Source organism: Streptococcus mitis bv. 2 str. SK95, assembly GCF_000222705.1.
Classification (GTDB): Bacteria; Bacillota; Bacilli; order Lactobacillales; family Streptococcaceae; genus Streptococcus; species Streptococcus mitis_AY.
The window spans coordinates 20,607-44,364 of record NZ_AFUB01000001.1 but is presented as its reverse complement, the minus strand read 5'-3'; the positions used below and the strand labels follow the sequence as shown (position 1 = coordinate 44,364).

General features: G+C 41.1%; 24 protein-coding genes and 1 tRNA gene. 23 read left to right on the top strand and 2 right to left on the bottom strand.

Features of this window, described 5'->3' with window-relative positions:
* Nucleotides 1–28: 28 nt before the first annotated feature.
* The 11 genes from HMPREF9965_RS02935 (at nt 29) to HMPREF9965_RS02890 (ending at nt 10,792) form a co-directional block, all read left to right on the top strand.
* Nucleotides 29–100 (top strand) — tRNA-Gln (locus HMPREF9965_RS02935).
* 163 nt (nt 101–263) lie between these two features.
* The gene (gene rpsA / locus HMPREF9965_RS02930) at nt 264–1,466 is read left to right on the top strand and encodes a 30S ribosomal protein S1 (RefSeq protein ID WP_001001617.1); all 1,203 of its coding nucleotides are present in this window, start codon (nt 264–266) and stop codon (nt 1,464–1,466) included.
* An 82-nt stretch (nt 1,467–1,548) separates the two neighbouring features.
* Complete coding sequence (locus tag HMPREF9965_RS02925; RefSeq protein ID WP_000887138.1) at nt 1,549–2,046, top strand: GAF domain-containing protein; 498 nt, start codon at nt 1,549–1,551, stop codon at nt 2,044–2,046.
* A complete protein-coding gene (gene dnaX, locus HMPREF9965_RS02920; RefSeq protein ID WP_000283832.1) occupies nt 2,046–3,704 on the top strand; it encodes a DNA polymerase III subunit gamma/tau in 1,659 nt (552 codons plus the stop codon). The genes HMPREF9965_RS02925 and dnaX overlap by 1 nt, the downstream gene beginning before the upstream one ends.
* 27 nt (nt 3,705–3,731) lie before the next feature.
* Nucleotides 3,732–3,926 (top strand): DUF3272 family protein, encoded by a 195-nt coding sequence (locus tag HMPREF9965_RS0102075; protein WP_001081604.1) that lies wholly within the window; start codon nt 3,732–3,734, stop codon nt 3,924–3,926.
* A 151-nt stretch (nt 3,927–4,077) separates the two neighbouring features.
* Nucleotides 4,078–4,848, top strand: a complete 771-nt coding sequence (gene sufC, locus HMPREF9965_RS02915) for a Fe-S cluster assembly ATPase SufC (RefSeq protein WP_000114497.1) — start codon at nt 4,078–4,080, stop codon at nt 4,846–4,848.
* Nucleotides 4,849–4,875: 27 nt separating this feature from the next.
* On the top strand, nt 4,876–6,138 hold the full coding sequence (gene sufD / locus HMPREF9965_RS02910) for a Fe-S cluster assembly protein SufD (protein WP_000159850.1): 1,263 nt from the start codon (nt 4,876–4,878) through the stop codon (nt 6,136–6,138).
* 10 nt (nt 6,139–6,148) lie between these two features.
* Nucleotides 6,149–7,375, top strand: coding sequence for a cysteine desulfurase (locus HMPREF9965_RS02905; RefSeq protein WP_000887690.1), 1,227 nt, complete (start codon nt 6,149–6,151; stop codon nt 7,373–7,375).
* Nucleotides 7,362–7,802, top strand: coding sequence for a Fe-S cluster assembly sulfur transfer protein SufU (gene sufU, locus HMPREF9965_RS02900; protein ID WP_001218466.1), 441 nt, complete (start codon nt 7,362–7,364; stop codon nt 7,800–7,802). Before HMPREF9965_RS02905 ends, sufU begins: the two co-directional genes overlap by 14 nt.
* 53 nt (nt 7,803–7,855) lie before the next feature.
* Nucleotides 7,856–9,268 (top strand): Fe-S cluster assembly protein SufB, encoded by a 1,413-nt coding sequence (gene sufB, locus HMPREF9965_RS02895; protein WP_000797046.1) that lies wholly within the window; start codon nt 7,856–7,858, stop codon nt 9,266–9,268.
* Between the two features lie 126 nt (nt 9,269–9,394).
* On the top strand, nt 9,395–10,792 hold the full coding sequence (locus HMPREF9965_RS02890) for an APC family permease (RefSeq protein WP_001020292.1): 1,398 nt from the start codon (nt 9,395–9,397) through the stop codon (nt 10,790–10,792).
* Between the two features lie 22 nt (nt 10,793–10,814).
* On the opposite strand, the gene HMPREF9965_RS02885 is transcribed toward HMPREF9965_RS02890, so the two are convergent.
* A complete protein-coding gene (locus tag HMPREF9965_RS02885; protein WP_000619968.1) occupies nt 10,815–11,663 on the bottom strand; it encodes a YitT family protein in 849 nt (282 codons plus the stop codon).
* Nucleotides 11,664–11,806: 143 nt separating this feature from the next.
* On the opposite strand from HMPREF9965_RS02885, the gene HMPREF9965_RS02880 reads away from it, so the two are divergent.
* Both HMPREF9965_RS02880 and HMPREF9965_RS02875 read left to right on the top strand, forming a co-directional pair.
* A complete protein-coding gene (locus HMPREF9965_RS02880) occupies nt 11,807–12,643 on the top strand; it encodes a DegV family protein (RefSeq protein ID WP_000195450.1) in 837 nt (278 codons plus the stop codon).
* Between the two features lie 107 nt (nt 12,644–12,750).
* Nucleotides 12,751–13,026 (top strand): HU family DNA-binding protein, encoded by a 276-nt coding sequence (locus HMPREF9965_RS02875; protein ID WP_001284636.1) that lies wholly within the window; start codon nt 12,751–12,753, stop codon nt 13,024–13,026.
* 130 nt (nt 13,027–13,156) lie between these two features.
* Here the strand turns inward: HMPREF9965_RS02875 and HMPREF9965_RS02870 are convergent, their stop codons facing one another.
* On the bottom strand, nt 13,157–14,143 hold the full coding sequence (locus tag HMPREF9965_RS02870; protein ID WP_000204721.1) for an L-lactate dehydrogenase: 987 nt from the start codon (nt 14,141–14,143) through the stop codon (nt 13,157–13,159).
* Nucleotides 14,144–14,336: 193 nt separating this feature from the next.
* Between HMPREF9965_RS02870 and gyrA the strand changes: the two genes are divergently transcribed.
* The 10 genes from gyrA (at nt 14,337) to truB (ending at nt 23,668) form a co-directional block, all read left to right on the top strand.
* The gene (gene gyrA, locus HMPREF9965_RS02865) at nt 14,337–16,805 is read left to right on the top strand and encodes a DNA gyrase subunit A (protein ID WP_001153012.1); all 2,469 of its coding nucleotides are present in this window, start codon (nt 14,337–14,339) and stop codon (nt 16,803–16,805) included.
* Nucleotides 16,805–17,551, top strand: a complete 747-nt coding sequence (locus HMPREF9965_RS02860) for a class A sortase (protein ID WP_000018496.1) — start codon at nt 16,805–16,807, stop codon at nt 17,549–17,551. The genes gyrA and HMPREF9965_RS02860 overlap by 1 nt, the downstream gene beginning before the upstream one ends.
* A 74-nt stretch (nt 17,552–17,625) precedes the next feature.
* Nucleotides 17,626–18,042, top strand: coding sequence for a hypothetical protein (locus tag HMPREF9965_RS02855; protein WP_000464448.1), 417 nt, complete (start codon nt 17,626–17,628; stop codon nt 18,040–18,042).
* Between the two features lie 56 nt (nt 18,043–18,098).
* On the top strand, nt 18,099–18,302 hold the full coding sequence (locus HMPREF9965_RS02850) for a hypothetical protein (RefSeq protein WP_000088816.1): 204 nt from the start codon (nt 18,099–18,101) through the stop codon (nt 18,300–18,302).
* A 37-nt stretch (nt 18,303–18,339) separates the two neighbouring features.
* On the top strand, nt 18,340–18,681 hold the full coding sequence (locus HMPREF9965_RS02845) for a hypothetical protein (RefSeq protein WP_001016377.1): 342 nt from the start codon (nt 18,340–18,342) through the stop codon (nt 18,679–18,681).
* A 29-nt stretch (nt 18,682–18,710) separates the two neighbouring features.
* Complete coding sequence (locus HMPREF9965_RS02840) at nt 18,711–19,058, top strand: hypothetical protein (protein WP_001008301.1); 348 nt, start codon at nt 18,711–18,713, stop codon at nt 19,056–19,058.
* Between the two features lie 123 nt (nt 19,059–19,181).
* Nucleotides 19,182–19,979, top strand: a complete 798-nt coding sequence (locus HMPREF9965_RS02835; RefSeq protein WP_000254787.1) for a formate/nitrite transporter family protein — start codon at nt 19,182–19,184, stop codon at nt 19,977–19,979.
* Nucleotides 19,980–20,128: 149 nt separating this feature from the next.
* Nucleotides 20,129–21,409: an O-acetylhomoserine aminocarboxypropyltransferase/cysteine synthase family protein gene (locus HMPREF9965_RS02830; protein ID WP_000196378.1), complete on the top strand. Its 1,281-nt coding sequence runs from the start codon at nt 20,129–20,131 to the stop codon at nt 21,407–21,409.
* A 94-nt stretch (nt 21,410–21,503) separates the two neighbouring features.
* Entirely contained in the window at nt 21,504–22,778 is a 1,275-nt protein-coding gene (locus HMPREF9965_RS02825) for a DUF2130 domain-containing protein (protein ID WP_001002652.1), read from the top strand.
* Nucleotides 22,779–22,789: 11 nt separating this feature from the next.
* On the top strand, nt 22,790–23,668 hold the full coding sequence (truB, locus tag HMPREF9965_RS02820) for a tRNA pseudouridine(55) synthase TruB (RefSeq protein WP_001013266.1): 879 nt from the start codon (nt 22,790–22,792) through the stop codon (nt 23,666–23,668).
* The last annotated feature ends 90 nt before the right edge of the window (nt 23,669–23,758 follow it).

Here is a 23,758-nt window from a genome sequence, read left to right as displayed (position 1 = left end):
CGAATCCCCTCTCTCTCCATCTCATCATTGGGGTATAGCCAAGCGGTAAGGCAAGGGACTTTGACTCCCTCATGCGTTGGTTCGAATCCAGCTACCCCAGTTCTTAGGTAATAAATTCAAGATAAAAAGAAAAATATCTTAGGGTATTTTATTTTTATATTGAAAGACATGAACAAAACGAACATGTTCTTGCGGGTGCTTAGGAAAAAAATTATAAGTATGTCAAGTTTTGGAAAAGACTTGATTGTTGGAGGATTTTTTAGATGAACGAATTTGAAGATTTGCTAAATAGCGTTAGCCAAGTTGAGCCTGGTGATGTTGTTAGTGCTGAAGTATTGACAGTTGATGCGACTCAAGCTAACGTTGCAATCTCTGGGACTGGTGTTGAAGGTGTCTTGACTCTTCGCGAATTGACAAACGATCGCGATGCAGATATCAATGACTTTGTGAAAGTAGGAGAAGTATTGGATGTTCTTGTACTTCGTCAAGTAGTTGGTAAAGATACTGATACAGTTACATACCTTGTATCTAAAAAACGCCTTGAAGCTCGCAAAGCATGGGACAAACTTGTAGGACGCGAAGAAGAAGTTGTTACTGTTAAAGGAACTCGTGCCGTTAAAGGTGGACTTTCAGTAGAATTTGAAGGCGTTCGTGGATTCATCCCAGCTTCAATGTTGGATACTCGTTTTGTACGTAACACTGAGCGTTTCGTAGGTCAAGAATTTGATGCTAAAATCAAGGAAGTTGATCCTAAAGAAAACCGCTTCATCCTTTCACGTCGTGAAGTTGTTGAAGCAGCTACTGCAGCAGCTCGTGCTGAAGTATTCGGTAAATTGGCTGTTGGTGATGTAGTAACTGGTAAAGTTGCTCGTATCACAAGCTTCGGTGCTTTCATCGACCTTGGTGGTGTTGACGGATTGGTTCACTTGACTGAATTGTCACACGAACGTAACGTTTCACCTAAATCAGTTGTAACTGTTGGTGAAGAAATTGAAGTGAAGATCCTTGATCTTAACGAAGAAGAAGGACGCGTATCACTTTCACTTAAAGCAACAACACCTGGACCATGGGATGGTGTTGAGCAAAAATTGGCTAAAGGTGATGTAGTAGAAGGAACAGTTAAACGTTTGACTGACTTTGGTGCATTTGTTGAAGTATTGCCAGGTATCGATGGACTTGTTCACGTATCACAAATTTCACACAAACGTATCGAAAATCCAAAAGAAGCTCTTACTGTTGGTCAAGAAGTTACTGTTAAAGTCCTTGATGTTAACGCTGACGCAGAACGCGTATCACTTTCTATCAAAGCTCTTGAAGAACGTCCAGCTCAAGAAGAAGGACAAAAAGAAGAAAAACGTGCTGCTCGTCCACGTCGTCCAAAACGTCAAGAAAAACGTGATTTCGAACTTCCAGAAACACAAACAGGATTCTCAATGGCTGACTTGTTCGGTGATATCGAACTTTAATCAAATTGATAATCACAAAATCCTTTGTTTAAAACAAGGGATTTTTCTTTTGTCTCTTTCCCATTTTTGATATAATAGTTCTATGTTAGATTCAGAAAAACAATCACAATATCAATTGTTAAACGAGGAACTCTCCTACTTACTTGAAGGTGAGAGCAACGTTCTTGCCAATCTTTCTAATGCTAGTGCCCTTCTAAAATCTCGCTTTCCCAATACTGTATTTGCAGGTTTTTATCTGTTTGATGGTAGCGAGTTGGTTTTAGGGCCTTTTCAGGGTGGTGTTTCTTGTATTCGCATTCCGCTTGGAAAAGGAGTATGTGGAGAAGCTGCTGAGTTTCAAGAGACTGTTTTAGTTGGCGATGTGAGCACCTATCCAAACTACATTTCTTGTGATAGTAAAGCTAAGAGTGAAATCGTAGTTCCCATGCTTAATAATGGTCGATTGCTGGGTGTTTTAGACCTGGATTCTTCACTTATTGATGATTACAATGCCATTGACCGTGATTACTTGGAACAATATGTCGCTATTTTGCTTGAGAAGACAGAATGGAACTTTAAGATGTTTGAGGAGAAAGCCTAATGTATCAAGCACTTTATCGAAAATATAGAAGCCAAACTTTTTCACAATTGGTCGGACAAGAGGTTGTGGCTAAAACCCTAAAACAGGCGGTCGAGCAGGAAAAGATTAGTCACGCTTATCTTTTCTCAGGTCCTCGTGGAACTGGGAAAACCAGTGTAGCCAAGATTTTTGCCAAAGCCATGAACTGCCTGAACCAAGTGGACGGAGAACCATGTAATAACTGCTATATCTGCCAGGCAGTGACAGAAGGTAGCCTAGAAGATGTTATCGAAATGGATGCAGCTTCGAATAATGGAGTCGATGAAATCCGTGAAATTCGTGATAAATCCACCTATGCTCCTAGTTTGGCACGTTATAAGGTCTATATCATAGACGAGGTTCATATGCTGTCTACAGGAGCTTTTAATGCGCTTTTGAAGACTCTAGAAGAACCAACTCAAAATGTTGTCTTTATTTTAGCGACCACCGAATTGCACAAGATTCCAGCAACTATTTTATCGCGCGTCCAACGTTTTGAGTTTAAATCGATTCGAACGCAAGATATTAAGAACCATATCCAAACCATTTTGTCAAAAGAGAATATCAGTTCTGAACCAGAGGCTGTGGAAATTATCGCTAGACGGGCTGAAGGTGGGATGCGGGATGCCTTGTCAATTCTGGATCAAGCCTTGAGTTTGACACAAGGGAATGCTTTAACTACAGCTATCTCTGAGGAGATTACAGGCACTATTAGTCTATCAGCACTAGATGATTATGTAGCTGCCTTGTCCCAGCAGGATGTTCCAAAAGCGCTTGATTCTCTGAATCTTTTGTTTGAAAATGGTAAGAGTATGACTCGTTTTGTGACGGATCTCTTGCAGTATTTGCGTGATCTACTGGTTGTTCAGACAGGTGGCGAAAATACTCATCATAGTTCAGTTTTTATGGACAATCTAGCTCTGTCTCAGGAAAGTCTCTTTGAAATGATTCGTCTAGCGACAGTGAGTTTAGCAGATATGAAGGCCAGCTTGCAACCTAAGATTTACGCTGAGATGATGACCATTCGTTTAGCGGAGATTAAGCCTGAACCAGTACTTTCAGAAGCTGTTGAAAGTGAAATTTCTGCACTGAGACAGGAAGTCGCCCGTCTCAAACAAGAGCTTGCCAATGTGGGCACGGCTCCTAAACAAGTTGCGCCAGTTCCTAGTCGTCCAGCCACTTCCAAGACAGTCTATCGAGTGGATCGCAACAAAGTTCAGTCTATCCTGCAAGAAGCTGTCGAAAGTCCTGATTTGGCACGTCAAAACTTAATTCGCCTCCAGAATGCGTGGGGAGAAGTGATCGAAAGCTTAGCTGGTCCGGATAAAGCTCTTCTCGTAGGTTCTCAACCAGTTGCGGCCAATGAACACCATGCTATTTTAGCCTTTGAGTCTAATTTCAATGCAGGGCAAACCATGAAACGTGATAACCTCAATACCATGTTCGGCAATATTCTCAGCCAGGCAGCTGGATTTTCACCTGAGATTCTGGCTATTTCCCTAGAGGAATGGAAAGAGGTTCGAGCAGCATTTTCAGCTAAAAACAAGTCTTCTCAAGCTGACCAAGAGATGGAAGAAGAGAGCCTAATTCCAGAAGGATTTGAATTTCTGGCTGATAAAGTCATGGTTGAAGAAGACTAAAAATGGATTTCATGATACAATAATCTTATGAATAGACAACAATTTATCATAATAGCGTTATTCACGGCTGCTGAGACCTATTTTTTCAATGAATCTTTAATGACTGGTCGCTACGTTATGGCAGCTTTTTGGGCGATTTTACTCTTTCGAAACTTTAGGTTAAGTTATCTGATGGGAAAAATTGTAGACGCTATTGATCAACACTTAAACCGCAAGGATTAGCCCCCCAGCTTCTAGACAAAATCAAAGCCTTTTAGGCTTTTTTTTGTTATACTAGTAGAGTATATTTATTGACCTTTTGTCCTATTTTTTAGGGATTGTAAGCAATTTCCTAAAGTATTGAGCAAAATGTTTGAAAAAGAAAGGAATTATCATGTCAGTATTAGAGATCAAAGATCTTCACGTTGAGATTGAAGGAAAAGAAATTTTAAAAGGGGTCAATCTGACTCTGAAAACAGGAGAAATCGCAGCTATCATGGGACCAAATGGTACTGGTAAATCGACTCTTTCTGCTGCTATCATGGGGAATCCTAACTATGAAGTTACCAAAGGTGAAGTCTTGTTTGATGGCGTAAACATTCTTGAGTTGGAAGTGGACGAGCGTGCGCGTATGGGACTTTTCCTTGCCATGCAATATCCATCTGAAATTCCAGGAATTACCAATGTAGAATTTCTTCGTGCAGCCATGAATGCTGGTAAAGAAGACGATGAAAAGATTTCAGTTCGTGAGTTCATCACTAAACTGGACGAGAAAATGGAATTGCTCAACATGAAAGAAGAAATGGCAGAGCGTTACCTCAATGAAGGCTTCTCTGGTGGTGAGAAAAAACGTAATGAAATTCTTCAACTCTTGATGTTGGAACCAACTTTTGCCCTTTTGGATGAGATTGACTCAGGTCTTGATATTGACGCTCTTAAAGTTGTTTCTAAAGGTGTCAATGCCATGCGTGGTGAAGGATTTGGTGCCATGATCATCACTCACTACCAACGTCTCTTGAACTACATCACACCAGACGTGGTACACGTGATGATGGAAGGTCGTGTTGTCCTTTCTGGTGGTCCAGAATTGGCTGCCCGTTTGGAACGTGAAGGATACGCAAAACTAGCTGAAGAACTTGGCTATGACTACAAGGAAGAATTGTAATTCCCTCGTATCTTTTAGGAGAAGTAAATGACTAAAGAAACTATTAAACTTTTTTCAGAAATGCACGCTGAACCAAGCTGGTTGTCCGACCTCCGCCAAAAAGCTTTTGATAAGATTGAGAGTTTGGAATTACCAGTCATTGAGCGTGTGAAATTTCACCGTTGGAATCTGGGAGATGGAACCATTACAGAAAGTGAGCCGTCAGCAAATGTTCCAGATTTCACAGCTCTAGACAATCACTTGAAATTGGTTCAAGTAGGAACCCAAACTGTTTTTGAACAAATTCCAGTTGAGTTAGCTGAACAAGGTGTTGTCTTCACAGATTTTCACTCAGCTTTAGAAGAAATTCCAGAGCTTATTGAGGAGTTCTTCATGTCATCTGTTAAGTATGACGATGACAAGTTGGCAGCCTACCATACAGCGTATTTCAATAGTGGTGCTGTTCTCTACATTCCTGATAATGTTGAGATTAAAGAGCCAATCGAAGGGATTTTCTACCAAGACAGCGATAGCGATGTGCCATTTAACAAGCATATCCTTATTATCGCTGGTAAAAACTCCAAAATAAGCTATCTTGAACGTCTAGAGTCACGAGGTGGAGGTAGTGCAAAAGCAACTGCAAATATCACAGTTGAAGTGATTGCTCGTTCAGGTGCGCAAGTGAAGTTTGCGGCTATTGACCGTCTAGGTGAAAATGTCACTGCCTACATTAGCCGTCGTGGTAAACTAGGCAACGATGCAAGCATTGACTGGGCAATCGGTGTCATGAACGAAGGAAATGTTGTTGCTGATTTTGATAGCGATTTGATTGGAAATGGTAGCCATGCTGACCTTAAAGTCGTAGCTCTTTCAAGTGGCCGTCAGGTGCAAGGGATTGACACTCGTGTGACTAACTACGGATGCAATTCTATCGGAAATATCCTCCAACATGGGGTTATTCTTGAGAAAGCAACCTTGACCTTCAACGGTATTGGTCATATCATCAAGGGAGCTAAGGGAGCAGATGCCCAACAAGAGAGTCGAGTTCTTATGCTTTCTGACCAAGCTCGTTCAGATGCCAACCCAATTCTTTTGATTGATGAAAATGATGTTACTGCAGGTCACGCGGCTTCTATCGGTCAGGTAGGTCCAGAAGACATGTACTACCTCATGAGCCGTGGCTTGGACAAGGCAACAGCAGAACGCTTGGTTGTACGTGGTTTCCTTGGTTCTGTAATCGTTGAGATTCCAGTCAAGGAAGTTCGCGATGAAATGATTGCAACTGTCGAAGAAAAATTGTCAAAACGCTAAGGGGAAACCGATGTTAGATGTAGAAGCAATTCGTAAGGATTTTCCGATTTTAGACCAGATTATTAATGATGAACCGTTGGTCTATCTGGATAATGCTGCGACGGCACAAAAACCACTAGCAGTTCTGGAAATAATCAACCGCTACTATGAGCAGGACAATGCCAATGTTCACCGTGGTGTCCATACCTTGGCTGAGAGAGCGACAGCATCTTATGAAGCTGCTCGTGAAACCATTCGTAAATTTATCAATGCAGGATCTACAAAGGAAGTTCTCTTTACCAGAGGAACGACGACCAGTCTTAATTGGGTAGCACGTTACGCTGAGGAAGTGTTGACTGAGGGAGACCAGGTCTTGATTTCCGTCATGGAACACCATTCCAATATCATTCCATGGCAGGAAGCCTGTCGAAAGACTGGAGCAGAGCTTGTCTATGTCTATCTCAAGGACGGGGCTCTGGATATGGATGACTTGCGAGTTAAATTGACTGACAAGGTCAAGTTTGTTTCGCTAGCTCATGCCTCTAATGTCCTTGGTGTGGTCAATCCTATCAAAGAAATCACTCAGATGGTCCACCAAGTTGGAGCTATTATGGTGGTGGATGGCGCCCAGTCTACACCCCATATGAAGATTGATGTCCAGGATTTGGATGCGGACTTCTTTGCCTTTTCAGGTCACAAGATGGCTGGTCCAACTGGTATTGGTGTTCTTTATGGTAAAGAAAAGTATCTGGAACAAATGTCACCAGTAGAATTTGGCGGCGAAATGATTGATTTCGTTTATGAGCAATCTGCTAGTTGGAAGGAATTGCCTTGGAAATTTGAGGCTGGAACTCCTAATATGGCAGGAGCTATTGGACTTGCGACTGCAGTTGATTATCTGGAAAAGATTGGTATGGATGCCATTGAAGCTCATGAACAAGAATTGATTGCATATGTCTTTCCAAAACTGCAGGCCATTGAAGGATTGACTATTTATGGTTCTCAGGATTTGGCTCAACGTTCAGGTGTTATTGCCTTTAACCTAGATGATCTTCATCCTCACGACCTTGCGACCGCTTTGGATTATGAAGGAGTGGCTGTTCGAGCAGGTCACCACTGTGCGCAACCCTTGCTTCAGTATTTGGAAGTCCCGGCAACAGCTCGTGCTAGTTTTTATCTCTACAATACCAAGGCAGATTGCGACAAGCTAGTCGATGCCTTACAAAAGACAAAGGAGTTTTTCAATGGCACTTTCTAAACTAGATAGCCTTTATATGGCAGTGGTAGCGGACCATTCGAAAAATCCACATCACCAAGGGAAGTTAGAAGACGCTGAACAAATCAGTCTCAACAATCCAACCTGTGGTGATGTTATCAACCTATCTGTCAAGTTTGATGCAGATGATCGTTTGGAAGATATTGCTTTTCTAAATTCAGGATGCACCATCTCAACTGCCTCTGCTAGCATGATGACAGATGCCGTTTTAGGAAAAACCAAGCAAGAAATTTTAGAACTTGCGACCATTTTTTCTGAAATGGTTCAAGGACAAAAAGATGACCGCCAAGATCAACTAGGCGATGCAGCCTTCTTGTCAGGTGTTGCCAAATTCCCTCAACGAATCAAGTGTGCAACCCTAGCTTGGAATGCCCTTAAGAAGACAATTGAAGATCAAGAAAAACAGTAAGACAAGTTACATTTGTCTTATAAATCATTAGAAATGAAGAAAGAAAGGAAATTATGGCTGAAGAAAGAGTAGAACCAAAACCAATTGATCTTGGTGAATATAAATTTGGTTTCCATGATGATGTAGAGCCTGTCCTATCGACAGGAAAAGGTTTGAACGAAGATGTCATTCGCGAATTATCAGCTGCCAAGGGTGAGCCTGAGTGGATGTTGGAATTCCGTTTGAAATCTTATGAAACCTTCAAGAAAATGCCTATGCAAACTTGGGGAGCGGACTTGTCAGAGATTGACTTTGATGACTTGATCTATTACCAAAAACCATCTGATAAACCAGCCCGTTCTTGGGATGATGTACCTGAAAAGATTAAAGAAACCTTTGAACGTATCGGGATTCCAGAAGCTGAACGTGCTTATCTAGCAGGAGCCTCTGCCCAGTACGAGTCGGAAGTGGTTTATCATAACATGAAAGAAGAATTTGAGAAGTTAGGCATTATCTTTACAGATACGGATTCTGCCCTCAAGGAATATCCAGACTTGTTTAAACAATACTTTGCGAAGTTAGTACCACCGACTGATAACAAGTTGGCTGCCCTTAACTCAGCAGTATGGTCTGGTGGAACCTTTATCTACGTACCGAAAGGGGTCAAGGTAGACATTCCGCTTCAAACTTACTTCCGTATCAACAACGAAAATACAGGTCAGTTTGAACGTACCTTGATTATCGTTGATGAGGGAGCAAGCGTCCACTATGTAGAAGGATGTACAGCACCGACTTACTCAAGCAACAGTTTGCATGCAGCCATTGTAGAAATCTTCGCCTTGGACGGAGCTTACATGCGTTATACAACTATCCAAAACTGGTCTGATAATGTCTATAACTTGGTAACAAAACGTGCCAAAGCTTTGAAAGATGCGACTGTTGAGTGGATTGATGGAAACTTGGGTGCCAAAACAACCATGAAATACCCATCTGTTTACCTAGATGGAGAAGGGGCGCGTGGTACCATGCTTTCGATCGCCTTTGCTAATGCTGGGCAACACCAAGATACGGGTGCCAAGATGATCCACAACGCTCCGCATACCAGCTCGTCTATCGTGTCTAAGTCTATTGCTAAAGGTGGAGGAAAGGTGGACTACCGTGGACAAGTAACCTTTAACAAGAACTCTAAGAAATCTGTTTCTCACATCGAGTGTGATACCATTATCATGGATGACTTGTCAGCATCTGATACCATTCCATTTAATGAAATCCATAACTCGCAAGTTGCTTTGGAGCACGAAGCCAAGGTATCTAAGATTTCAGAAGAACAACTCTACTACCTCATGAGCCGTGGCTTGTCAGAATCTGAGGCAACTGAGATGATTGTCATGGGATTTGTCGAACCCTTCACAAAAGAACTTCCAATGGAATACGCAGTTGAGCTGAATCGCTTGATTAGCTATGAGATGGAAGGATCAGTTGGGTAAGAATATGCAAATTCTGAACAGGAATCCTTTCTGTTCAGAATTTTTTTCAAAAAAGGACCTAATAAATATTCACAAAAATACTTTTATATGGTAAAATAAAACAATTACATTTAGTGGAGATGAAGTATGAATATTTTTAGAACCAAGGATGTTAGTCTGGGGCGAACGGAAATGCGTCGCCATTTGAAATTATGGGATTTGATTCTATTAGGGATCGGTGCCATGGTGGGGACAGGGATTTTCACCATTACAGGAACAGCAGCGGCTACCCTAGCTGGTCCATCACTAGTGGTTTCCATCGTGATTTCTGCCCTGTGTGTTTCTCTATCAGCCTTATTTTTTGCAGAATTTGCCTCTCGTGTTCCTGCAACTGGGGGCGCGTATAGCTATCTCTATGCGATTTTAGGAGAATTACCAGCATGGATTGCTGGCTGGTTGACCATCATGGAATTCATGACGGCTGTTTCAGGTGTGGCGTCTGGCTGGGCAGCTTACTTTAAGGGATTGCTCAGTAATTATGGTATCTCCATGCCTCAAGCCTTGAATGGCACCTTTAACCCTGAACAAGGCACCTATATCGACCTTCTGCCTATTCTGGTACTGATCTTGGTAACAGGATTGGTTTTATTAAATTCTAAGGCAGCCTTGCGCTTTAATTCGCTTTTAGTAGTTTTGAAATTCTCTGCTCTTGCCTTATTTATCCTAGTAGGTATTTGGTACATCAATCCTGAAAATTGGACGAATTTTGCTCCTTTTGGTTTTGGTCAGCTTTATGGAGGAAGTACTGGGATTATGGCAGGAGCCTCTTTGATGTTCTTCGGTTTTCTCGGATTTGAGTCGATTTCCATGGCAGTTGATGAAATTCAAAGTCCGCAAAAAAATATTCCCCGCGGAATCGTGCTTTCTCTGACAATCGTCACCATTCTCTATGCCTTGGTAACAATAGTATTGACTGGGATTGTTCACTATAGCCAACTCAATGTGGATGATGCAGTGGCCTTTTCATTGCGTAGTATCGGAATTGGCTGGGCAGCCAACTATGTTTCACTGGTAGCTATTCTAACCCTGATAACCGTATGTATTTCCATGACCTACGCTCTGTCTCGAATGATTTACAGCTTAGCACGTGATGGTCTATTACCTCGAAGTTTTAAACAGCTAAGTAAAACTAGCCGGGTTCCAAAGAATGCGACCATCTTAACAGGAATTGCTTCAGCCATTGCAGCAGGAGTCTTTCCGCTAGCCAGTATCGCTGCTTTTTTAAATATCTGTACACTAGCCTATCTAATTCTACTTGCCTACGGTATTATCAAGCTCAGAAAGGATAAGGGCGTGCCAAAAGAAGGAGAATTCAAAACTCCTTTAGTGCCGCTCTTGCCTATTCTCTCCATTCTTATCTGTGTTTCCTTTATGCTTCAGTACACCAAGGAAACATGGATTGCCTTTGGATTTGCTTTGTTGGTTGGACTAGTGATTTACTTTACTTATGGCTATCGTCACTCTACACTTTCTGAAGAAGAATAAAAGCTGGGAATTCCCAGCTTTTTTAATCTTTTACATAAGTAAATCCTTCCCCCAGAATTTCATGAGCCTCTGTGATGGTGATAAAGGCTTGAGGATCGACTTGGTGAATCACATCCTTCATTTTAACGATTTCATTTCGACCGACGATACAGTAGATAATTTTTAAATCCTTTTTGCTGTAGTAACCTTGACCAGATATAAAGGTTACGCCGCGTCCGAGTTCATCGTTAATTTTTTCGGCTAACCGATCTGGAAATTGAGTTATAATCATAAATCCTTTACCAGCATAACCTCCTTCACCGATCAGGTCGATAACACGAGCGATGATAAAGTCAAATAAGAGGGTATAAGTCACTAGGCGCAAATCTTGGAAGATAATCAAAATCAACATTAGAATAATGAAATCAAGCGAGAAAAGCAATTTTCCAATTGAGATATTGGTGTATTTGTTGAGGATGCGAGCAACAATATCTGATCCACCTGTTGTACCACCAGCATTAAAGATAATTCCTAAACCAACTCCCAGTAAAACACCAGAAACTAAAGAGACAATAATGAGATCACCTTGCAAGTCAAATTGTAAAGGAATTCGTTCAAAGACAGCAAGCCAGATCGAGAGGGAAATGGTTCCCAAAAGGCTGGAGTAGAGCGTTTTAGGACCAAAAATCTTCCAGGCCAAGATAAAGAGAGGGATGTTAATCAAGAGATTCATCACTGAGACAGGAATTTTAAAGAGATAGAAGGTAATCAATGTGATACCAGTTGCTCCGCCTTCAAACAAATGATGAGGAACTACAAAATAGGTGAGACCAAAGGCATAAATAGCTGCCCCAAGTATGATAGTGACAATAGGCTGAACTTTTCGGATCATGATTCTCCCTCGCTTTTCTATAGATAGATTATACCAAAATTCCAAGCTTTTTCATTGGATTCATTATGATTTTTTAACAATTTTTTGATATAATAAAGGTGATAAATCCCTATCTTATTGAGAAGAATAGAAAGATTGAAGATATGACACAAGTAAAAATTGTAACGGATTCCTCTGTTACTATTGAACCAGAAGTGGTTAAAGAATTAAATATCACCGTTGTTCCTTTATCTGTGATGATTGATGGTATCCTTTATTCTGATGCAGATTTGAAAGAGGGAGAATTCCTTCATCTTATGCAGCAAAGTAAAAACCTACCCAAAACCAGTCAGCCTCCAGTGGGAGTATTTGCTGAAGTTTTTGAAGAACTAGGTAAAGACGGCAGTCAGATACTCGCTATTCACATGTCCCATGCTTTGTCTGGAACTGTTGAAGCTGCTCGCCAAGGAGCAAGCCTCTCTAGCGCTGATGTGATCGTTATTGATAGTTCTTTTACAGACCAGGCGATGAAGTTTCAAGTTGTTGAAGCTGCTAAACTTGCCCAAGAAGGCAAAGATTTAGAAACTATCTTGGCACGTGTGGAAGATGTGAAAAATCATACTGAACTTTATATCGGTGTTTCGACTTTGGAAAATTTAGTCAAAGGTGGTCGTATTGGGCGTGTGACAGGCTTGATCAGTTCTCTGTTAAATATTCGTGTAGTAATGCAGATGAAAAACCACGAACTGCAACCTATTGTAAAAGGGCGCGGTGCTAAGACATTTAAAAAATGGCTTGACGAGTTGGTCGAGACCCTTTCTCATAAATCGGTTGCAGAGATTGGAATTTCCTACGCTGGTACCAATGAATGGGCCAATGAGATGAAGAATGTTTTACAAACTTATGTCGAAAAACCAATCTCAGTACTGGAAACAGGCTCCATCATTCAAACCCACACAGGTGAAAATGCGTGGGCCATCTTGGTTCGATATCATTCCTAAAAAAATAGAGAAAAATCGTTAGAAATAGCGTTTTTGACTTGACCTGTGGGCAATTTTAGGATATGATTATATTTGTTAATTAGAAATTATTTGGAGGAATTATTAACATGGCAAACAAACAAGATTTGATCGCTAAAGTAGCAGAAGCTACAGAATTGACTAAGAAAGATTCAGCAGCAGCAGTTGATGCTGTATTTGCAGCAGTAACTGAATACCTTGCAGCTGGTGAAAAAGTTCAATTGATCGGTTTTGGTAACTTTGAAGTTCGTGAGCGTGCTGCACGTAAAGGTCGCAACCCACAAACTGGTAAAGAAATCAAAATCGCAGCTTCTAAAGTTCCAGCATTCAAAGCTGGTAAAGCTCTTAAAGACGCTGTTAAATAATGAATTTAGAAAAAGCCTATTGTATCAAGCTTCATTGCTTGGTTGATAGGCTTTTTTGTTTTGGAAAATATGATTTTATCGTTCTGTGCAAAAAGAAAAAGGCTCCCATGAAATGAGAACCTTCTTTTAATTAGTTTTTAGAAGCTGCTTGGAAATCAGGGTTTTTCCATGCTTCATCAATGATTGCTTGCAATTCTTTAGCAGATGCTTGCATTTTTTGAGTTTCCGCATCGTTCAATGGGATGTTTACTGGACGAACGATACCGTGTGCACCAACAACAGCTGGTTGACCGATAAAGACGTTTTTAACACCGTATTGACCTTCTTGGAATACAGAAAGTGGAAGTACTGCATTTTCGTCATCAAGAATTGCTTTTGTGATACGAGCAAGTGCTACGGCGATACCATAGTATGTAGCTCCTTTTTTGTTGATGATTGTGTAAGCAGCATCACGAACACCTTCGAACAATTCAATCAATTCAGCTTCTTGAACGTTTTGAGTGTCTTTAAGGAATTCTTCAAGGTTTACACCAGCGATGTTGGCATGTGACCAAACAGCGAATTCAGAGTCTCCGTGTTCACCCATGATGTAGGCGTGAACTGAACGAGCATCAACGTCCAATTTTTCGGCAAGTGCTTGACGGAAACGTGCTGAGTCAAGTGAAGTACCTGAACCGATAACGCGTTCTTTAGGGAATCCAGAGAATTTCCAAGTTGAGTAAGTCAAAACGTCAACTGGGTTAGCAGCAACAAGGAAGATACCATCAAAACCTGATTCAACAACTTGTGTTACGATTGATTTGTTGATAGCCAGGTTTTTACCTACAAGGTCAAGGCGAGTTTCACCTGGTTTTTGAGGAGCACCTGCAGTGATAACAACAAGGTCAGCGTCTGCACAGTCAGAGTATTGAGCAGCGTAGATTTTTTTAGGTGAAGTGAAGGCAAGGGCGTGGCTAAGGTCAAGCGCATCACCAACAGCTTTTTCGTGTAATTGTGGAATTTCGATAATTCCAAGCTCTTGTGCAATTCCTTGGTTAACAAGTGCAAAAGCGTAAGATGAACCTACGGCACCGTCACCAACAAGGATCACTTTTTTGTGTTGTTTAGTTGAAGTCATTATCTAAACATCTCCTTCATTTTTTTTAGGGGAATCCCCGGACACTTTCATTCTATCACTTTTAAAAAGCTTTGTCACGAATATTCTATTCGGTTATCGATGTAAACGTTTTAGTAGTTTCAGAAGCCTGAAATAAAGGACATTTTATGGTATAATATATCTAATTACTAATAGTGAAATGAGGCATTTATTAATGCAGGATAAAAATTTAGTGAATGTCAATCTGACAAAGGAGATGAAGACCAGTTTTATCGATTACGCCATGAGTGTTATCGTAGCGCGTGCTCTTCCTGATGTTCGAGATGGCTTAAAACCAGTTCACCGCCGTATTCTTTACGGGATGAATGAACTAGGTGTTACTCCAGACAAACCTCATAAAAAATCAGCCCGTATCACAGGGGATGTTATGGGTAAATACCACCCACACGGGGATTCCTCTATTTACGAAGCCATGGTCCGTATGGCCCAGTGGTGGAGCTATCGTTACATGCTTGTCGATGGGCATGGGAACTTTGGTTCTATGGATGGAGACGGTGCTGCCGCTCAGCGGTATACTGAGGCACGTATGAGCAAGATTGCTCTGGAAATGCTTCGTGACATCAATAAAAATACAGTTGATTTCGTAGATAACTACGATGCCAATGAACGTGAACCCTTGGTCTTGCCAGCCCGTTTTCCAAATCTTTTGGTAAATGGGGCAACTGGGATTGCTGTTGGGATGGCAACCAATATTCCGCCTCACAACCTGGGTGAAACCATTGATGCTGTGAAGCTCGTCATGGACAATCCGAATGTGACTACTAAGGACTTGATGGAAGTTTTACCTGGTCCCGATTTTCCAACTGGTGCCCTTGTTATGGGGAAATCAGGGATTCATAAGGCCTATGAGACTGGTAAAGGCTCCATTGTTCTTCGTTCTCGCACAGAGATTGAAACTACTAAGACGGGTCGTGAGCGCATCGTTGTAACAGAATTCCCTTACATGGTCAATAAAACCAAGGTCCATGAGCATATTGTTCGCTTGGTTCAGGAAAAACGCCTTGAGGGCATTACAGCTGTACGTGATGAGTCCAACCGTGAAGGGGTTCGCTTTGTGATAGAGGTCAAACGCGACGCGTCTGCCAATGTTATCCTTAACAACCTTTTCAAGATGACCCAGATGCAAACCAACTTTGGTTTCAACATGCTGGCGATTCAAAACGGTGTACCGAAGATCTTGTCCCTTCGTCAAATCTTGGATGCTTATATCGAGCACCAAAAAGAAGTGGTTGTTCGCCGTACCCGTTTTGACAAAGAAAAAGCAGAAGCACGGGCACATATCTTAGAAGGTCTTTTAATCGCGCTAGACCATATCGACGAAGTAATTCGAATTATCCGTGCTAGTGAAACAGATGCGGAAGCGCAAGCTGAGTTGATGAGCAAGTTCAAGCTTTCTGAACGTCAAAGTCAGGCTATCCTTGATATGCGTCTTCGTCGTTTGACAGGATTGGAACGAGATAAGATTCAGTCAGAGTATGATGAATTGATTGCCTTGATTGCAGATTTGGCCGATATTCTTGCCAAACCAGAGCGTGTGGCTCAAATCATCAAAGAGGAATTGGACGAAGTCAAACGCAAGTTTGGTGACAAACGTCGTACAGAATTGATGGTCGGAGAAGTCTTGACCCTTGAGGACGAAGACTTGATTGAGGAGACAGATGTTTTGATTACCCTTTCGAACAAGGGCTACATCAAACGTCTGGACCAAGGTGAGTTCACAGCTCAAAAACGAGGTGGACGTGGCGTTCAAGGTACTGGAGTTAAGGATGATGACTTTGTGCGTGAGTTGGTTTCAACCAGCACCCATGATCATTTGCTCTTCTTTACCAATAAAGGACGCGTCTATCGCCTTAAAGGTTATGAAATCCCAGAATATGGTCGTACAGCCAAGGGCTTGCCAGTTGTCAATCTTTTGAAGTTGGACGAGGGTGAGAGCATTCAGACCATTATCAACGTTGAGTCTGAACGTAGTGATGATGCCTATCTCTTCTTCACAACTCGTCACGGTATCGTGAAAAGAACCAGTGTTAAAGAATTTGCAAATATTCGTCAAAATGGACTTAAGGCCTTGAATCTCAAGGATGAAGACGAATTGATTAATGTCCTATTGACAGAAGAAGACACAGATATCATTGTTGGTACCAAGTTTGGTTATGCTGTTCGCTTTAATCAGTCAGCTGTTCGTGGAATGAGTCGTATCGCCACGGGTGTCCGAGGAGTTAATCTTCGTGAAGGAGATACAGTAGTTGGTGCTAGCGTGATTACTGATCAGGATGAAGTTCTTATCATCACTGAAAAAGGTTATGGTAAACGTACCCTTGCTACTGAATATCCAACTAAAGGCCGTGGTGGTAAAGGGATGAAGACAGCCAATGTTGCTGAAAAGAATGGTCCTCTTGCAGGCCTCCTCACTGTCAAAGGTGATGAAGATCTGATGATTATCACGGATACAGGTGTCATGATCCGAACAAACGTTGCCAATATTTCACAAACAGGACGTTCAACTATGGGAGTTAAGGTGATGCGTCTAGACCAAGATGCCAAGATTGTGACCTTTACAACAGTTGCTGCAGCAGAAAAAGAAGAAGTTGGGACTGAAATTGAAACAGAAGGTAAAGCATAATGTCTCATAAAAAAATAAAAAGTAAGAAGAATAAGCGTAGGAATCTATTTCTCAATATTTTAGCCGGTTTCTTGATTCTTCTATCCCTTGCCTTGATTTTTAATGCTCAAATTCGTGACATCTTTATGGTTTGGAATACCAATAAATACCAGGTCAGTCAGGTGACTAAGGAAAAGATTGAAGAGAATAAAGAAACAGAGGGAAATTTTGATTTTGATTCTGTCAAATCCATTTCATCGGAAGCGGTGTTAGCTGCCCAGTGGGATGCTCAGCAACTTCCAGTTATAGGAGGGATTGCCATTCCTGAAGTAGAGATCAACCTGCCTATTTTTAAAGGTTTGGATAATGTAAACTTGTTCTATGGAGCAGGAACCATGAAAGCAAATCAGAAAATGGGAGAAGGCAACTATTCACTAGCCAGCCACCATATCTTTACTGCTGAGAATGCGAGTCAGATGCTCTTTTCACCTTTGGTCAATGCCAAGGCAGGGATGAAAATCTATCTGACTGATAAAGATAAAGTATACACCTATGAGATTCGTGAGGTGAAGCACGTAACGCCTGATCGCGTTGACGAAATTGAAGATCGTGATGGTATTAAAGAAATCACATTGGTAACTTGTGTGGACTATAATGCGACAGAGCGGATTATTGTTAAAGGTGATTTTAAAGAAGTTAAAGCATATTCTGAAACATCTGATGATATCCTAAACGCCTTTAATCAGCCATATAAACAACGTTATTAACCTCAAAAACCAGTGAATTGTATTTTTCACTGGTTTTTTCTCAAATAGAGTCATCATTCAAAGGAGAATAATACATGTTCGAATATTTTTGGATTGGAATGAAAATGATGTGGGAAAGTCCTGTCTTTAGTTTTGCCTTTTACTTATTAACCTCTATTCTTTTACTAATCTTTTGGCGACGTTTTATAATTGTCCGTCGTAGTGGTGGTAATTTTTTTGCCCCATTTCACATTGCCAATGGGAGACTTTATATTCACAATGCTTTCGTATTTGTGAAGCGAATCATTCCGCTGAATAACATCAAAAGGATTGAAGTCAAATATATTCGAAGTGTCAAATTGAATGGGGCAAGGTATCATGTGTTTATTGAACAGAAAAACAGAAAGATTCTATCATTTTTCTGTGGCAAATCAAAACAGAATGATCTCCTTGTGAAGAATCTAAAGAATGAAACTAAAAACTACCATATTAGAATTGTAATAGATGGATAAGTTGAAAGATTTATCGTAAGAAACCGAAGGATGCCTAGTATAAGAGAGGATAGATAATGAGTCGGTTAAGAGAAAAGTCTTTAGTTACGCTCAAAGAAGACATAACAAGTAGTTTTCCATTTGCCAAGGATCTTCCTATGATATTCTTGGGAGGAATTACCAATATGGCTGGACAAGGAATCTTCATAGGAAAATCGGGGAAGTGTTATTTTGGATACCATATTTCACATTTTAGAGAACTAGGTGAAGATGAGGTATAGAGCTTTCGCAGTAGGAAAAATAGAATAGGAGCTGACAATGAATCATCAGATTGATTTGGTACTTCCAAACCTATACGCAGAATTCTTGAGCAAAATTGACAAAGCAGGAGACTTTGTCATAGAGAATACAGGTATTACCTTATATTCGAGGTTAGATTTGCTAGAAAGAAACTCCACCTACCAAATAGAAGAGTGGGAACCAGATTTTCTCCTGATTGGGCAAGATGGGGATGCCGCATTTTTTATAAAGAAAGATGCTGACGATACCATTTATATGAATGATTTGGGGGCATTAGGCTCACTGGAAATGAAACCCATATCTTTGAATATTTTCGAGTTTGTGCAACAAGCAAGTGAACATTATGATGATATGTTTTAATCGTTGTAGGAATATTTGGAGAGTGAAAAATGAATTTTGATGAGAGTTTGCCGCAATATACTTATGAGTATGAAGGAGTGATCTTTGTTTGGGACGAGGAGCCTGATTGTGGATTTATGGATAAAGTTCAGTTGTTAGCAAAAAATTATCGGAAAAATATCAATAGAATCATCAACTTCATGCTTGCTGATCTTAAGGAAAGGTATGGAGATGTCAGTGAGGAAGATGTGAAGAACAAGCTGGGGAAACCCATCATTGATTACAATCAAGGAACAGTTAGTTATTGTGAGCAAACCTTCGATGACTGGCATCTATTTGAGTTTGAATTTTTAGATGATCAATTTGAAAAGTTGAAGTGTTTTTCTGTTAATGGATAAAGGAGAGATTTATGGAATTCCCAATACCTTGATTTTCTTTGTAGAAAACGGATACAAGAAAGGCTTTTCAAAATGCGTGTTTTATGTTATAATATTCACAAATAAAAGTTTTAGGAGTTTTTTATGGTCTCTTCAGAATTTATTTCAAAAATTGAATTTGCTTGCAAGAAGAAAGAAAGTCTTTATAGCCAAAGTAAGTTTAAGTATGCGATTCGTTCCATGTTTGCAGGTGCTTTTTTAACATTTAGTACGGCTGCGGGCGCAGTTGGGGCTGACTTGATTAATAAGATCGCACCAGGCAGTGGACGCTTCCTCTTCCCATTCGTTTTTGCTTGGGGATTGGCCTACATTGTTTTCTTGAATGCTGAGTTGGTAACTTCAAACATGATGTTCTTAACTGCGGGTAGTTTTTTGAAGAAAATCTCTTGGAGAAAAACAGCTGAGATTTTACTATACTGTACCTTGTTCAACCTTATCGGAGCTTTGATAGCAGGTTGGGGCTTTGCCCACTCAGCAGCCTATGCAAATCTGACTCATGATAGTTTTATCTCCGGGGTTGTAGAGATGAAGTTAGGCCGTTCCAATGAGCTAGTCTTGCTTGAAGGTATTTTAGCAAATATTTTTGTAAATATTGCCATTCTTTCATTCGTTTTGGTGAAAGACGGTGGGGCAAAACTTTGGCTTGTTTTGTCTGCAATTTACATGTTTGTATTCTTAACAAACGAACACATTGCTGCGAACTTTGCTTCTTTTGCGATTGTTAAGTTCAGTGTTGCAGCTGATTCAATTGCTAACTTTGACATACCTAATATCCTTCGTCACTGGGGTGTAACCTTTGTCGGGAACTTTATCGGAGGAGGTCTCTTGATGGGCTTACCTTACGCCTTCCTCAATAAAAATGAAGATACTTATGTAGATTAAAAAACAGGCACGAGTTAATCGTGCTTTTTTGTTTGAGGTGTAAGACTAGTCATAGTTGTTCCTTATATCAAAATATAGAAAAACGGTATTGGAAAAGACTGGCTCAAGATGATACAATATCCGTAATGAAGCTATTTGGAGGTCGTGAAATGACTCGTGAATTTAAATTTGAAACCCTACAATTACATGCTGGGCAGGTAGTTGATCCAGCTACTAAGTCTCGTGCAGTGCCGATTTACCAGACAACATCCTTTGTTTTTGATGATACACAAGAGGCGGCGGATCTTTTTGCCTTGAAGAAAGCGGGAAATATCTATACTCGTATCACTAACCCTACAACAGCAGCCTTTGAAGAACGTATCGCTGCCCTTGAAGGTGGTGTCGGAGCGCTAGCGACAGCATCTGGTATGGCTGCTGTAACCTACACTATTTTGGCTCTTGCTCACGCAGGTGACCACGTAGTAGCGGCCTCAACTATTTACGGTGGAACATTCAATCTCTTGAAAGAAACCCTTCCTCGTTATGGGATCACAACAACCTTTGTCGATGTTGATAATTTGGAGGAAGTAGAAGCAGCTATCGGTGACAATACCAAGCTTGTCTTGATTGAAACCTTGGGCAATCCCTTGATTAACATTCCTGACTTGGAAAAATTGGCAGAGATTGCTCATAAACACCAAATTCCTCTCGTTTCGGACAATACTTTTGCAACACCATACTTGATCAATGTCTTTTCTCACGGTGTCGATATTGCAGTCCACTCAGCAACTAAGTTTATCGGTGGTCATGGTACGACTATTGGCGGTGTCATCGTGGACAGTGGTTGTTTTGATTGGGAAGCATCAGGGAAATTTCCTCAATTTGTTGAGGAAGATCCAAGTTACCACAATTTGAGCTATACTCGGGATGTTGGTGCAGCAGCCTTTATTATCGCTGTTCGTGTTCAATTGCTTCGTGATACAGGTGCTGCCTTGTCGCCATTTAATGCCTTTCTCTTGCTCCAAGGACTTGAAACTCTTTCACTTCGTGTGGAACGCCATGTGCAAAATGCAGAGAAAATTGTTGATTTCCTTGTCAACCATCCTAAGGTAGAGAAGGTAAATTATCCAAAGCTTGCTGACAGTCCATATCATGCCTTGGCTGAGAAATATTTGCCAAAAGGTGTGGGTTCAATCTTTACCTTCCATGTTAAAGGTGGAGAGGCAGAAGCTCGCAAGGTGATTGATAATTTGGAAATCTTCTCTGACCTTGCAAACGTAGCGGATGCCAAATCGCTTGTTGTCCATCCTGCGACAACCACTCACGGTCAATTGTCAGAAAAAGACCTAGAAGCAGCAGGTGTCACACCAAACCAAATCCGCTTGTCGATCGGTCTTGAAAATGTAGAGGATTTGATTGAAGATTTGCGTTTGGCCTTGGAAAAAATTTAAAGTAACAGATATAAACAGTGGGTTTCGACTCGCTGTTTTTGATTTTCCCTCAGGCATGATATAATGGTTACAGAAGTCTAGAAAGAGGAAAGTTATGAACGAAATCAAATGTCCCAACTGTGGGGAAGTCTTTACAGTAAATGAAAGTCAGTATGCCGAACTTTTATCCCAAGTGAGAACGGTAGAGTTTGATAAGGAATTACACGACCGGATGAAGCAGGAGCTGGCCTTGGCTGAGCAAAAGGCCATGAATGAGCAACAGACTAAACTGGCTCAGAAGGATCAAGAAATCGCTCAATTGCAGAGTCAAATCCAAAACTTTGATACAGAGAAAGAGTTGGCCAAGAAAGAAGTTGAACAGACAAGCCATGAGGCTTTATTGGCCAAGGACAAGGAAGTACAGGCCTTGGAAAACCAATTGGCCACCTTGCGTTTGGAGCATGAAAATCAACTACAAAAGACCCTTTCTGACCTAGAAAAAGAACGCGATCAGGTCAAAAATCAGCTCCTCTTGCAAGAAAAGGAAAATGAGTTATCTCTAGCTTCTGTCAAGCAGAATTACGAAGCCCAGCTTAAGGCTGCTAGTGAACAAGTCGAATTTTACAAGAATTTCAAAGCCCAACAATCTACAAAAGCTATCGGGGAAAGTCTGGAACAGTATGCAGAGAGTGAGTTTAACAAGGTCCGTAGTTTTGCCTTTCCAAATGCCTACTTTGAGAAGGATAACAAGGTCTCTGCGCGTGGTTCCAAAGGGGACTTTATCTTCCGCGAGAGTGATGAAAATGGAGTCGAAATCATTTCCATCATGTTTGAAATGAAAAATGAAGCGGACGGAACAGAGAAAAAACATAAGAATGCGGATTTTTACAAGGAATTGGACAAGGACCGTCGGGAGAAGAACTGTGAATATGCCGTTTTGGTGACCATGTTAGAAGCAGATAACGACTACTTTAACACAGGGATTGTTGACGTCAGCCACGAGTATGAAAAGATGTATGTGGTTCGTCCTCAGTTCTTTATCCAGTTAATTGGTCTCCTGCGAAATGCGGCGCTTAATTCCCTAAAATACAAACAAGAGTTGACCTTAGTGCGAGAGCAGAATATCGATATTACGCATTTTGAAGAAGACTTGAATGCCTTCAAAGTAGCTTTTGCCAAAAACTACAACTCTGCTTCGACCAACTTTGGTAAAGCAATCGATGAAATCGACAAGGCCATCAAACGCATGGAAGAGGTCAAGAAGTTCCTAACCACATCCGAAAACCAACTCCGCCTCGCTAACAATAAATTAGAAGATGTTTCCGTCAAAAAATTGACCCGAAAAAATCCAACTATGAAAGCGAAGTTCGAAGCACTGAAAGGGGAGTGAGAAAGCAACACATGAACGGTATTATCAACTTAAAGAAAGAAGCGGGGATGACCTCGCACGATGCGGTCTTTAAACTGCGTAAGATTTTAGGAACCAAGAAAATTGGTCATGGTGGGACGCTGGATCCGGATGTGGTGGGTGTTTTGCCGATTGCGGTTGGCAAGGCGACTCGCATGGTCGAGTTTATGCAGGATGAGGGTAAGGTTTATGAGGGAGAAATCACCCTGGGCTATTCAACGATAACAGAGGATGCTAGTGGGGAAGTGGTCGCAGAGACCCCTGTTTTGTCGCCCTTGGATGAAAAGCTTATCGATGAAACGATTGCGAGCTTTACTGGGCCTATTACACAGATTCCGCCTATGTATTCGGCTGTAAAGGTCAATGGCCGCAAGCTATATGAGTATGCGCGTGCTGGTCAGGAAATAGAGCGTCCAGAACGTCAGGTGACTATTTATCAATTTGAGCGGACAAGTCCGATTTCTTATGAGGGCGAACTTGCACGATTCACTTTTCGCGTAAAATGTAGCAAAGGAACTTATATCCGTACCTTGTCTGTTGACTTGGGAGAGAAGCTTGGTTATGCGGCCCATATGTCCCACCTAACACGTACCAGTGCTGCAGGTTTGCAGTTAGAAGATGCCTTGACCTTGGAAGAAATTGCTGAAAAAGTGGAGGCTGGGCAACTGGACTTTCTCCATCCTTTAGAGATTGGTACAGGTGACCTTGTCAAAGTTTTCCTAAGTCCAGAAGAGGCTACAGAAGTGCGCTTTGGTCGTTTTATCGAGTTTGATCAGTCAGATAAGGAATTGGCTGCCTTTGAAGGCGATAAATTGCTAGCTATTCTAGAAAAAAGGGGCAATCTCTACAAGCCGAGAAAGGTTTTTGGCTAGTCTAACTGAGATGTAGGGATTTGAAGTGTTACCCATAATCTATCCAAAATCAGACTATAAATTTTGCAAAAAATGTGATAGAATAGACCA

Bases quoted from the DNA above. Each gene is read 5' to 3' on its own strand.
- HMPREF9965_RS02835 (WP_000254787.1), top strand. From the start codon at position 19,182: ATGGTCTCTTCAGAATTTATTTCAAAAATTGAATTTGCTTGCAAGAAG.
- HMPREF9965_RS02830 (WP_000196378.1), top strand. From the start codon at position 20,129: ATGACTCGTGAATTTAAATTTGAAACCCTACAATTACATGCTGGGCAG.
- HMPREF9965_RS02875 (WP_001284636.1), top strand. From the start codon at position 12,751: ATGGCAAACAAACAAGATTTGATCGCTAAAGTAGCAGAAGCTACAGAA.
- HMPREF9965_RS02905 (WP_000887690.1), top strand. From the start codon at position 6,149: ATGTTAGATGTAGAAGCAATTCGTAAGGATTTTCCGATTTTAGACCAG.
- HMPREF9965_RS02850 (WP_000088816.1), top strand. From the start codon at position 18,099: ATGAGTCGGTTAAGAGAAAAGTCTTTAGTTACGCTCAAAGAAGACATA.
- HMPREF9965_RS02925 (WP_000887138.1), top strand. From the start codon at position 1,549: ATGTTAGATTCAGAAAAACAATCACAATATCAATTGTTAAACGAGGAA.
- HMPREF9965_RS02840 (WP_001008301.1), top strand. From the start codon at position 18,711: ATGAATTTTGATGAGAGTTTGCCGCAATATACTTATGAGTATGAAGGA.
- dnaX (WP_000283832.1), top strand. From the start codon at position 2,046: ATGTATCAAGCACTTTATCGAAAATATAGAAGCCAAACTTTTTCACAA.
- HMPREF9965_RS02880 (WP_000195450.1), top strand. From the start codon at position 11,807: ATGACACAAGTAAAAATTGTAACGGATTCCTCTGTTACTATTGAACCA.
- truB (WP_001013266.1), top strand. From the start codon at position 22,790: ATGAACGGTATTATCAACTTAAAGAAAGAAGCGGGGATGACCTCGCAC.
- HMPREF9965_RS02890 (WP_001020292.1), top strand. From the start codon at position 9,395: ATGAATATTTTTAGAACCAAGGATGTTAGTCTGGGGCGAACGGAAATG.
- gyrA (WP_001153012.1), top strand. From the start codon at position 14,337: ATGCAGGATAAAAATTTAGTGAATGTCAATCTGACAAAGGAGATGAAG.
- HMPREF9965_RS02825 (WP_001002652.1), top strand. From the start codon at position 21,504: ATGAACGAAATCAAATGTCCCAACTGTGGGGAAGTCTTTACAGTAAAT.
- HMPREF9965_RS02860 (WP_000018496.1), top strand. From the start codon at position 16,805: ATGTCTCATAAAAAAATAAAAAGTAAGAAGAATAAGCGTAGGAATCTA.
- rpsA (WP_001001617.1), top strand. From the start codon at position 264: ATGAACGAATTTGAAGATTTGCTAAATAGCGTTAGCCAAGTTGAGCCT.
- sufU (WP_001218466.1), top strand. From the start codon at position 7,362: ATGGCACTTTCTAAACTAGATAGCCTTTATATGGCAGTGGTAGCGGAC.
- HMPREF9965_RS0102075 (WP_001081604.1), top strand. From the start codon at position 3,732: ATGAATAGACAACAATTTATCATAATAGCGTTATTCACGGCTGCTGAG.
- HMPREF9965_RS02845 (WP_001016377.1), top strand. From the start codon at position 18,340: ATGAATCATCAGATTGATTTGGTACTTCCAAACCTATACGCAGAATTC.
- sufB (WP_000797046.1), top strand. From the start codon at position 7,856: ATGGCTGAAGAAAGAGTAGAACCAAAACCAATTGATCTTGGTGAATAT.
- sufC (WP_000114497.1), top strand. From the start codon at position 4,078: ATGTCAGTATTAGAGATCAAAGATCTTCACGTTGAGATTGAAGGAAAA.
- HMPREF9965_RS02855 (WP_000464448.1), top strand. From the start codon at position 17,626: ATGTTCGAATATTTTTGGATTGGAATGAAAATGATGTGGGAAAGTCCT.
- HMPREF9965_RS02885 (WP_000619968.1), bottom strand. From the start codon at position 11,663: ATGATCCGAAAAGTTCAGCCTATTGTCACTATCATACTTGGGGCAGCT.
- HMPREF9965_RS02870 (WP_000204721.1), bottom strand. From the start codon at position 14,143: ATGACTTCAACTAAACAACACAAAAAAGTGATCCTTGTTGGTGACGGT.
- sufD (WP_000159850.1), top strand. From the start codon at position 4,876: ATGACTAAAGAAACTATTAAACTTTTTTCAGAAATGCACGCTGAACCA.